This window comes from Fusibacter tunisiensis, from assembly GCF_016908355.1.
Lineage (GTDB): Bacteria > Bacillota > Clostridia > Peptostreptococcales > Acidaminobacteraceae > Fusibacter_D > Fusibacter_D tunisiensis.
In genome coordinates this window covers 24688-34300 of record NZ_JAFBDT010000022.1, presented here as the reverse complement: position 1 = coordinate 34300, position 9613 = coordinate 24688, and the positions used below count along the sequence as shown (strand labels likewise).

12 protein-coding genes are annotated in these 9613 nt (G+C 36.3%); 2 read left to right on the top strand and 10 right to left on the bottom strand.

Annotated elements, in window-relative coordinates; genetic code table 11:
* Nucleotides 1–85: 85 nt before the first annotated feature.
* Nucleotides 86–268, bottom strand: a complete 183-nt coding sequence (locus JOC49_RS10705) for a hypothetical protein (RefSeq protein WP_243423693.1) — start codon at nucleotides 266–268, stop codon at nucleotides 86–88.
* A 31-nt stretch (nucleotides 269–299) separates the two neighbouring features.
* A complete protein-coding gene (locus JOC49_RS10700; RefSeq protein WP_204665027.1) occupies nucleotides 300–461 on the bottom strand; it encodes a hypothetical protein in 162 nt (53 codons plus the stop codon).
* 292 nt (nucleotides 462–753) lie between these two features.
* Between JOC49_RS10700 and JOC49_RS10695 the strand changes: the two genes are divergently transcribed.
* Complete coding sequence (locus tag JOC49_RS10695) at nucleotides 754–1701, top strand: aldose epimerase family protein (RefSeq protein WP_204665026.1); 948 nt, start codon at nucleotides 754–756, stop codon at nucleotides 1699–1701.
* 41 nt (nucleotides 1702–1742) lie between these two features.
* Here JOC49_RS10695 and JOC49_RS10690 read toward each other — a convergent pair whose 3' ends face one another.
* The 8 genes from JOC49_RS10690 to JOC49_RS10655 form a co-directional block, all read right to left on the bottom strand.
* Nucleotides 1743–2759 carry a substrate-binding domain-containing protein gene (locus JOC49_RS10690; RefSeq protein WP_204665025.1) on the bottom strand — a complete coding sequence of 339 codons (1017 nt, stop codon included), beginning with the start codon at nucleotides 2757–2759 and terminating at the stop codon, nucleotides 1743–1745.
* A gap of 386 nt (nucleotides 2760–3145) precedes the next feature.
* Complete coding sequence (locus JOC49_RS10685) at nucleotides 3146–4003, bottom strand: PucR family transcriptional regulator (RefSeq protein ID WP_204665024.1); 858 nt, start codon at nucleotides 4001–4003, stop codon at nucleotides 3146–3148.
* A 114-nt stretch (nucleotides 4004–4117) separates the two neighbouring features.
* Entirely contained in the window at nucleotides 4118–5212 is a 1095-nt protein-coding gene (locus tag JOC49_RS10680) for an ABC transporter ATP-binding protein (RefSeq protein ID WP_204665023.1), read from the bottom strand.
* A 187-nt stretch (nucleotides 5213–5399) separates the two neighbouring features.
* Nucleotides 5400–5933, bottom strand: a complete 534-nt coding sequence (locus JOC49_RS10675; protein WP_204665022.1) for a ferritin-like domain-containing protein — start codon at nucleotides 5931–5933, stop codon at nucleotides 5400–5402.
* A 79-nt stretch (nucleotides 5934–6012) separates the two neighbouring features.
* Nucleotides 6013–6162 (bottom strand): hypothetical protein, encoded by a 150-nt coding sequence (locus JOC49_RS10670; RefSeq protein WP_204665021.1) that lies wholly within the window; start codon nucleotides 6160–6162, stop codon nucleotides 6013–6015.
* A 44-nt stretch (nucleotides 6163–6206) separates the two neighbouring features.
* Nucleotides 6207–7043 carry an NAD(P)/FAD-dependent oxidoreductase gene (locus JOC49_RS10665; protein WP_204665020.1) on the bottom strand — a complete coding sequence of 279 codons (837 nt, stop codon included), beginning with the start codon at nucleotides 7041–7043 and terminating at the stop codon, nucleotides 6207–6209.
* A 165-nt stretch (nucleotides 7044–7208) separates the two neighbouring features.
* Entirely contained in the window at nucleotides 7209–7820 is a 612-nt protein-coding gene (gene wrbA, locus JOC49_RS10660) for an NAD(P)H:quinone oxidoreductase (protein ID WP_204665019.1), read from the bottom strand.
* Between the two features lie 96 nt (nucleotides 7821–7916).
* Nucleotides 7917–8447, bottom strand: a complete 531-nt coding sequence (locus JOC49_RS10655; protein WP_243423694.1) for a DUF2284 domain-containing protein — start codon at nucleotides 8445–8447, stop codon at nucleotides 7917–7919.
* Between the two features lie 88 nt (nucleotides 8448–8535).
* Between JOC49_RS10655 and JOC49_RS10650 the strand changes: the two genes are divergently transcribed.
* Entirely contained in the window at nucleotides 8536–9600 is a 1065-nt protein-coding gene (locus JOC49_RS10650) for a hypothetical protein (protein WP_204665017.1), read from the top strand.
* Nucleotides 9601–9613: the final 13 nt, after the last annotated feature.

The following is a 9613-nucleotide window of genomic DNA, read 5'->3' as shown; positions in this document are numbered from 1 at the left end:
TGTCTAATTTCATTCTTTTTACCTCATTTATATGTTTTACTACTGAATATAGTATATCATCTTTTAGGGTCAAAAACAAGTCGATTCATCCCCCATCTGCACTATCACTCCGTGAGCAAGGTGGCTTAGAGGCGGGGGACTTCTCGGCTATTTTAGTTGAAAATTTCTGGGAGATTTTTTTAAGCCAAAGAATTTTTGGTGCTGTAAATCCAGTTAATGCTTTATTCCCAACCAATTCACCCAGTGTATCCATGCCAAAATGAGTCATAATCTCATTACATTCAAGAGATGTGCGTTGGTCACACCATAAGATGGCTATTGATATTCGGAGACCACATCGTTAAACCCTTATATATTCCAAAATCGCCGTTCCTTTTGTTTTGATTGTACTTTGCTCTCGCCTCAATTGCACACACATCCGCTACCTGCTTAAAGAGCACTTCATTTTTATAGTTTCCCATTCTTGGCTTTGTCTCCAATCATTTTTTTCGAAACCGCTTTCGTTTCATTGTAAAAAAAAGACTTATTTATAAAACGTATCTCCTTATAGCAAACACTATCAATTCCGAAATCGCTTTCGATATTTTTATTATATTGATTTTTCGGTTTATGGTCAATAGGGATTTTACTATTTGTTCATATTTCCTTAACAATTTTTTTGAAATCTCTCGCTAATCTTGACTTTACAAGGGTTAACCAGTATGATGTAATTAATCTAACACTTGAATTGGTTTAAAATTCAAAGGGGGCTTTATGAACAATATACAAATTTTTAACCTGCGTAGCGAAACCGGTTTCTGCGTAGATGTTTTATCTCTTGGTGGTATTATCACTAAAATTATGGCAAAAGACTGCCATGGCTTGCGTCAAAATGTCGTCCTAAAATACGAGGATTATGCTGATTATTACAACAATTCACTTTTTCTAGGGTGCATTACAGGACCAATTGCTGGACGAACAAAAAACGGTCAAATTCATGTTAATAACATCATAATAAATTTAGATACCAGTTGCCATCCAAACAGTTTGCACTGCTGCAATGAAGGTCTGCATCTAATCAATTGGCGTCCCATTTCACAAAGCGATACACATGTCACTTTAGAAACAGAATCCACCAATTATGGCGCAACAGTATCTTATCAAATCACCTACCGACTTAAAGCTGAAAGCCTAACACTTGAAACCTATGTCACAACATCGCAACCGATTTATCTCTCCATAACCAATCACAGCTACTTCAACTTAACTGGAGATGCTGGCCTTACCATAGACAACCATTTGCTAAAACTAAATGCCACCCACGTTGCTTCACTGGATCACGAGTGCCTACCACTTTCACTTGAACCTATAGAAACAACTCTGTATGACTTTACACATACAAGGACAATTAATGCAAAATCAGTTGCCATTGATCATCCTTTCAAACTTTCTAACGGTTTGCATGTTGCTGAGTTAAAAGAGCCAATCTCCAGACGTCAAATGACCATTAAAACAACTCAACCCTACATGGTGGTTTATACTGGAAATTTTTTAGAAAGTTACACAAGTAAATCTGGTAAGCTGTTTAAAAACCACACAGGCATTTGTTTTGAAACTCAAGACCTTCCTAATATAACAAACAACAATTTAGATCAAGTGGCTGTTGTAACACCAGATAAACCATATAACCATTCAACCTCATTTGAATTTACCACTTACTAACAAAAACGCTATTGCAAATCTGAGATTTGCAATAGCGTTTTTTACATTTGAGTCTTGGGCGGCATAGCCGTTCCACCTGGAATCAATTCAATTCCAACTGTTATTTTTGTATTATCTTTAGATTTAGATTCTAGCAACTGGATGCACTTCAAAGAAGCTTCCTTTCCCAACCGTACTGTATTTTGCTTAATCGTTGTCAACCTAGGGAAAATCATTTCACCAATTTCAACACCATCAAACCCTGCAACAGAAATGTCCTCAGGTATTTTGACCCCATGATTTCTAAAAGCATTTATGCCCCAAATTGCAGCATAATCATCTGGAAACAGTACAGCAGTCGGTAATTTTTCTCTCTTCAAAATTTCTTCAACTGCATCTATATTGGCTTGTTTTTCACTATATCTAGACTTAACCAACATATCCTCTGTAAATGGGATTCCTGCTTCATCAAGTGCTTTTTTAAACCCTCTAATACGTTCCTCTGTTACATAAACTTCATGACCATATGCATAGACAATATCTCGATGACCAAGTGCAATCAAATAACTGGTAAGTTCATACAAACCACGCACATTATCTGACATAATCGCACTGACAAACTCTGAATCATAATCAATCACCACAACAGGTATTTTACTCGCCATCAATTCTTGAACCTGATTGTCTTTAAAATCAATACATGCAATCACTACACCGTCGATGTTTCGACGATTACAGTGCTCGAGGTAGGACATGTCGACGCCTCCAAGATTTTTTGATATAAAAGTTATATCATAACCTTTTTCCTCAGCCTGCTCCTTGACTGCTTGTAAAACTTGTGAGAAATAATAATGCGTTAACCCACTATTACTTTTATCTTCAAAAAGAACCCCGATATTCCAAGTTCTTTTTGTACTAAGCGCCCTCGCCTGAAGATTAGGGACAAATCCAAGTTCTTTGGCCTTTTTTTTAATTTTCTCTTTTGTTTTTATGTTCACATCTGGGTAATTGTTTAATGCTTTAGAAACGGTTGCACTGGAACACCCACATGCTTTTGCGATATCATATATAGTTACCACGACTTTCACTTCCTTCCAAAATCGAAACCGTTTTCGACACTATGATTATAACACCGCAAAAACGGGCACGTCAACCACCATGTTTTTTTATAAAATTATAAACAGCACCAATCATGTTTGCATCTGGACCACAAGCGCACAAATCAATCTCGGGACGTGACATAAATCCCTCTTGTGTGCTATATAACATGTCTAACATCAAATTAATATTTGAAATAAAATCTGGTCTTGAACTAATTGCGCCACCAATTAAAATACGTTCCGGATCCAGGGCATGCTGTATGGTATGCAGCCCCCCATAAAAAATCCTTTTTCAATATCATACAGTCACTCTCCAAATCTGTTTTAAAAAAAAAGTCCCTGAGGGACTTTTAGGACTTTAACTGCTATTTTATTTGACTTACAAGATAACTTAAATAATAGTTAATGGCATCATTAAATTTTCGAATGTCATAACCCGTAATACTTTCAAGTTTATTAAGCCTGTAAATCAAAGTATTTCTATGAATAAACAGTTTGTTAGCCGTCTCAGTAATGTTTAGGTTGTTTGATAAAAAACTAAGTGCAGTTTGTTCCAATTCAATATCACCCATAGGTTTAAAGTACTGCGCCAAATGTTCGCGATCAAAATCCATTTGTCTTATAAATAAAGGGATTTTTAGGGTCTCATATTCAAAAACTTGTTCTTGAATTTTAAGTAACTTTCCCAGTTCCAAAAGCGCATCTGATTCTATATAGGCTGCATATAATTCTGAAGCCTGATCAATCCATCTTCCAACAACAATTTTCACACGTGTAAGTGCTTCAGATTCTAAAATACTCAATAACTCTATCGGTGAAATATCACTGTTTCCTGTTAAAACGACACTTTCGTTGTCTGACATATGCAGAATTCTATCTCTTCGAAAAGTTGATTTAAGAATCAATCTAACTTCCGTTTGACTGTCTTTATATAGGACACGCCATAGCCTCAAAGGATATGATTGCGCCACCTTATCATAAAGATGGCCTTGTGGGTTTAGTAGCAAATCCTGTGCACTAACCCCTTCCTCTTCTGTTCTTGCTTCCAGTAGTTTTTCAATTAATTTAATCTCAGTTTCACTGAGTTTTGCATGGACTAAAAGTCCTTTATAGGCCAATTTGCCAATATAAGTTTGGGTTTCCAATATATTTGTTTTAGGACGTTCAACCCATTCAATTTCACAAGATAATATCGATTTCAACACTTCTAGTAAGTTTTCCATAACAACATCCTTTTATAGAGTTCTCTAATATTATATGCTTAATTTTAACATAATTTAACATAAAGAGATATGGGACAGACGTAAAGTGCTGTCCCAAACATAAGGATGTTTCAATCAAAGAAGGATAGACTGTTCAGATTCTTTATCAAACAAATGGATACGTTCGTTATTGAAGGCCACTTGAATTTCTTGACCATAAGACAAGTTGATTGCACTGTCTTCCTTGGCAATATATTGCTTCCCTTTAAACGTAAAATAAACATTTGAATCACTGCCTAAAAGTTCAGTAACTTCAACTTTAACTTTAAGGCCATTATCTGCATCTATAATTTTTATGTCTTCAGGACGTACACCTAATATGACCTCTTTATTCACGTAATTACCCGATTTGATTTTTGAAGCATTCTCATCGCTGAGCCTAAGTTCACTGCCTTCGATAACCGCAAAAATACCGCCTTCTTTTTCAACCAACTTGGCATCAATAAAGTTCATTTGAGGTGCTCCAATAAAGCCAGCAACAAAAAGATTGGCAGGCTTATTATAGATTGTCTTCGGATCTGAAACTTGTTGAATAATGCCATTGTTCATAACACAAATTCGCGTGCCCATGGTCATTGCTTCAGTCTGATCATGTGTGACATATACAAAAGTTGTCCTAAGTTCATTATGAAGCCGAATCAATTCAGCACGCATCTGTATTCTCAACTTTGCATCGAGATTTGAAAGGGGCTCATCCATTAAAAAAACTTCTGGCTTCCGCACAATTGCTCTTCCCAGTGCGACTCTTTGTCTTTGTCCGCCTGAAAGTTGTTTAGGTTTACGTGTTAACAACTGATCAATATCAAGTATTTTAGCTGCCTTATCAATACGCTCATGAATTTCAGTTTTTGGTATTTTTGAAAGTTTAAGACCAAAAGCCATGTTGTCATAGACAGACATATGCGGATACAGTGCATAATTTTGAAACACCATGGCGATGTTTCTGTCTTTTGGTGCAACATCGTTAACAAGATGATCACCTATCTTCATGTCACCACTACTGATTTCTTCAAGTCCTGCTATCATACGAAGCGTAGTTGTCTTACCACACCCAGAAGGGCCTACCAAAATCATGAACTCTTTATCTTCAATATCAAGATCAACATCTTTTACAGCGTGAAATCCATTTTCATAAATTTTGTTAATGTTTCTAAGTTCTAGCTTAGCCATAAATCCTCCTAATAATTTAACTTAATATGATTATAATCGACTTTAAATATAATTCATATTGGATGAGCTTCCAAAATTAATTGGAGAATATTACAACTTCCTGCGCAAATCGTTTATTTTAGCAAAAAAAAATGAAGCATCTGGCATATGCTTCATTTAAATTTAAATTTCAATTTTAATTTAATTTCTATTTACCTCTACGACCGAAACCTTGTGTTGACCGACTTAATCCATTTTCAAAAGCGCTTAAATGATTTTCAGAAGATGCTAAAAGTCGCTCAAACACATCTCTAACTTCTTCTGGTAAATCCTGTTGTAAAAAAGTTGCATACATTTCAATGTTATTTTCTTCAGCCTCAACGCCAATTGCATATGTTTCTGTAATTGTGTCCGGAATAATCAAGTGGTCTTCAGAAGTATCAGTAGGTATTTCAAATCCGTATTGTTCAAACAATGGAACCAGTAAACTAATGTGTGTTTCTTCTGACTTAATAATATTTGAAAAAGGTCTCTGGACATCAAACTTTTCCATAATCGACTCATATTCACCACGTGCCAAATATTCATCTTGAATGGCATAGACTAGCATTTCCTCTAATGTATACGCCTCATCTGTCATAGCACCTACTGCCCCATAGTCATTTACATCTGCCATCACAACACCATTTGCCAAAAGTGTCACCAGCATCATCAAACCAATAATCATTTTTTTAGATTTCATAATTTTCTCCTCTCAAGATATAGTGTTCCTTAAATAACTCTATTTTGATTATAGATGCTAAATATGGCGAAAATATGGTCTAGTTTTGAGCCAGTGCTTTAAGGCCCGCTTGATGCAAAATATAATGATTTGGTGATGCTGTCCCAAGTGGATGTGTTCCATAATTATATTGATAGAGCTCTATTGCACCAACTTTATTTTGAATTGCGATTCCCAAAGCGTTAACCACTTCAGCAACTTCTTTGTCTCCAACCAGTTGACCTCCTAAAAGCCTTAAATCCTTCTTGTCAAAGAAAAAAATCCCCTTGTCTTTACAGTTCCAGGTAGGGCAGCAGGGTGTCTATTTGCTGCTTCAACTGAAACTTCAACAACATCATATCCCAGGTTCACACATTGTGACTTAGTCATTCCAGCAGCTGCAAAATAAGTTCCACCAACGGATGTTGAAAACAAATTCATAATACCACGCACTTCAAATTTCATTTTGTGTTCAAAAAGGTTTAAGGCTGCATTGCGCCCCTCTTTTGCTGCGATTGAGGCCAATCTAATATTACTTGATTTTTCTGTGTAAATGTCTATTTTTGAAGCACAATCTCCAATTGCCAAAATATTTTCATCAGATGTTTGCTGAAATGCATCCACTTTGACAGCTCTTTTGTCGTCCAAGTCCAGCCCAATTTTATTGGCAAAGTCTACATTTGGATAAGCGCCAATTGCAACAAAAACAAGGTCTGCATTGATTTGAGTGCCATCTGCTAATTTAACAGATTCAACATGCCCATCACCTTCAAAACTTTCAACACCAATAAAGCCTCCACCAACAATAACAACTGATTTTGCAGCTTCAACAACAGGTTTTAACGCAACAACCTTATCAAGATCTTTTTCTATAACATAGATACCCTCTAAATCTTTGCCTGGAAATGGGGGAAAGACTGGATGAGATCCAGTAGACAAAACTATTCCAAAAGCATATGGAATCCCACATGGAACTGGTCCTCGGGTATTTTTCCGAATCATTGTATAGGCCACATCTCTGTTTAGAGCAATAGAAGCTCCTAAAAACCCTTTTGCTGCAACACCGCCACCAACAACCACTACTTTTTTCATTCATTCCTCCTAAACCGTTTGTAATTAATAACCGTTATCAGTTTACGCCCCTATACGTGGGGTGTCAACGCTCATTTTAAACATATGTCAAAAATGTATCATTTCAAAAAAATAATAAGCCCTCACATACAGTGATGTGAAGGCCTACTGAAAACCAGTCGTTAACTAGTCAACTATTTGATTAATGCGCTTTGCAATTTCAACAGTTCTCCTCGCTTGATACTTAACAGCTGGTTCAACAGGTTCTACCATATTTCCATCTTGGTCAACAGATACAGAGGTTCCATATGGATTTCCTCCAGCGCCAAAAATAACTGGATCTGTATATCCAGGCGCCACAACAATTGCACCCCAATGATACATAATTGTATATAGGGACAACAAGGTTGCTTCCTGGCCACCATGCGCATTTTGAGCAGACGTCATGGCACTAACAACTTTGTTTACTGTTTTGCCTTTAGCCCAAAGACCACCTGTCAGGTCCAGGAACTGTTTCATTTGTGAAGCCATCATGCCAAATCTTGTTGGTGTACTAAAAATAATGGCATCTGCCCAATCCAAGTCATCAATTGATGCCTCTGGAACGTGCTGAGTAGCTGTCACATGAGCCTTCCATCCTGGATTGCCATCTATTACAGATTGAGGTGCTAATTCCGGAACTTTAAGAACTCGAACTTCTGCGCCTACCGCTTCTGCACCTTCTCCTGCCCATTTTGCCAACTGATAATTTGTCCCACTCATACTATAATAAATTACTGCTACTTTGATTTTTTTCATAACACAGTCTCCTTTTCACTAATTAGTAATATTATATTTTATCAAATGACAGGTTTAAGCCTGCCAGATGATTCTTTCTATAATTGAATTATATTACTAACTAGTGATAATGTCAACCCCTTCTCTGAGATATTTTTTGACAGTTAATTCGAGTTCACTCGGATAGAAAATTGCAGCTACTGCAAAATATTCGGGATTTTCAGAATCCCAAGTTAAGGGCACCCCAAGTACTTTCTCACATATATCACTTACATGGAATCCCAATGACTCAAGAGAATATTTCATTTTTCTAGGAAAGGTGCAAACGTCACGGTCGGGTTTCGAACACTTATTACAAAGGTCACAATTCCCTGAAATTAGAACATGACATGGTAATTTGTCTGAAATGGAAATCAAAAAATGCGTTAACTGGGATTTTGTCCGCGTGAAATTTTTTGTCTTAACGCCAAATACAATGACACTTTTATAGTTTAAAAACGCCTTAAGAACATCTCTATCATGAGGTGGACAAGACCAATTCAAATTATAGTTTGAACACTGTTTGCAATACCCTTCCACAAGCTCTGGTTTATGGTACTTCATAAGTTCACTTAGAGATAGTTTTTTCCAAATCATGTTCAAGGACATTCCTTCCAAATTTTCCTCCAGTAATGCGTGTTTTTTTTTGAGAACTTTCATGGTATGATTATATCATACCTAATGTGTGAGGCGACTAATGCTTAAAACGATTGAAGATCTTAGAAACCGAAAAATTATTTCTATAACTGAAATGATTCAAATTCGAAATCACATCTATCAACTCAACAGCCACATGCCTTCAAATGCCAAAATCCAGCTCTTTGTGAATGCCGTTCACAAAGTCATTGAGACGCATTTGTCTGGTATTGACTTCGCCACACAAGCTACAATTAAAGATATCCTTTTACATAAAATATTAGTGGATCAACAAAGTCAATTAACGCGATATGATGTTTTTAAAACTATTTTCGAATTGGAATTGACACCGGAAATCCAACTGGAAATGGCAAAAGATTGGTTAAAAGAAACCGCCGAATTTTCTATCCGATCTGAAGAACTTAAAAATTTTCTTGATTTCTTTGAATCTGTTCCTAAAAGCATCAATCATAGAAAACCAATTCGTTTTATGCTTGCTTTTGCCACAATTATATTTGTGATTCTATTGGTATCACTTAAGTTACGCCCCCCTCAATCGTCCACCACTACATTTGAACCCAATTATTCAGTCCTAAGTCTCCCTGCAAATATGTATGTCACAACGATTGATGACCCAATATTAAAATCTTTATATGGCAATTCTTTTACCTATTTGACTTTTAGTCCAGACCCCTTTTCCTTTCAAGACTTTAATTACTTTAACTTAAAAAATTATTTAAAATTTCAAAGAAATTCCAAACTCTCTGAACCCGAATACTTTAATGAAGTTATTCGAATAACACGAGAACTCGACGTAGACCCATTGCTTATTTTTGCAATTGCAGGACATGAACAAAGCTTTGTCCCCCTAGAGCACAGGTTTGCAGATGAAATCATCAACAACCCTTATAATGTCTTTCAGTCTTGGGAAAAATACAATACCAATTTTTCAGATTCGACTCGGATTGCATCCAACACGGTAAAAAATAGGCTAAAAAGTCTGCCAAATGACGCATCGCCTTTAGTTTGGCTTAATGAAATTTATGCAGAAGATCCCAACTGGCATATTGGCGTCGGTCAAATCTATAAAAAATTAAATCAAATCGCTCGTGTTAAACGACAATAACAGGGTATGTAGT